This window comes from Thauera sp. ZXT1-4 (genome assembly GCF_052598215.2).
This window is the reverse complement of sequence record NZ_JBQWSN020000116.1, coordinates 1-875: the sequence shown is the minus strand read 5'-3', so window position 1 is coordinate 875 and position 875 is coordinate 1. Positions and strand designations below refer to the sequence as shown.

The 875-nt window shown below is 61.9% G+C and carries 1 protein-coding gene; it reads right to left on the bottom strand.

The window, feature by feature from the left end; genetic code table 11:
* Positions 1 to 21 precede the first annotated feature (21 nt).
* A partial coding sequence (locus tag ACUH78_RS19385) for an ISAs1 family transposase (RefSeq protein WP_445334462.1) occupies positions 22 to 875 on the bottom strand: 854 nt, incomplete at its 5' end.

The following is an 875-nucleotide window of genomic DNA, read 5'->3' as shown; positions in this document are numbered from 1 at the left end:
CAGGGTCATCGCACTCGAAAGTCATAACGAATGAATCCCCAGCATTTTCATACGGATATCGTCATCCCAGGCCGCCCGTTTGCGCTTGAGGCGCAGGCTCGTCTTGGCGGTGTCGGTTGTGTCCGCACGAATCAGGTTCAACACGATCTTCTTGAGCAGCGAGAGGTTCTGCGGGGCGTTGTCCTTTCGGATCATGCAGTCGTCTTCGCCGAAGCAGACGTCAAGCATCCAGTGCAGCCGGTTCTCGATACCCCAGTGCGCACGCACGGTCTTGGCCAGTTCCTCGGCAGTGAGTTTGCGCGAGCTGATGTAGTAGCGCTCCTCGAGCTCCGCGACTTTCGCGCCAACCACGCGCTGCGAGACGACGCAGCCGACCGTCTTGCATCCGGGCCACAGTTCGGCGTCGATCTCCGCCCCGCTGGCCGCGACCCAGCTCAACTGCATCACCGTCCTGCCATGGGACTTGTCCACGTGCTTGAAGCCGTCGTTGGCGACCTGGGCATCGCTGATCAGGTCGCGTACCTGCTGATGCAACGTGGGTTGGTTGCCCTTGACCGCGAGCAGGTAGTCCGCCCCCTTCTCGGTGATCTTGGCGGCAATCTCACGCTGGCAGCCCATCGCGTCGATGCTCACCAGCATGCCCTTGATGTGCAAAGCCTCAAGCAGTTCAGGAATGGCGGTAATCTCGTTACTCTTGCCGGCCACTTTCTCCTGACCCAGCACCAGTCCGAGCTCGGTCGAGAAGGCGCTGACCATGTGCACCGGCGGCGCCTCCCCATCGGCCGAACGGCGCAGCGTCTTGCCGTCGACGGCCAACACTCCATCGAGTGCGCCAACGATCCCGCCCACCCAACGCCGGAAGACCGCTTCGAACT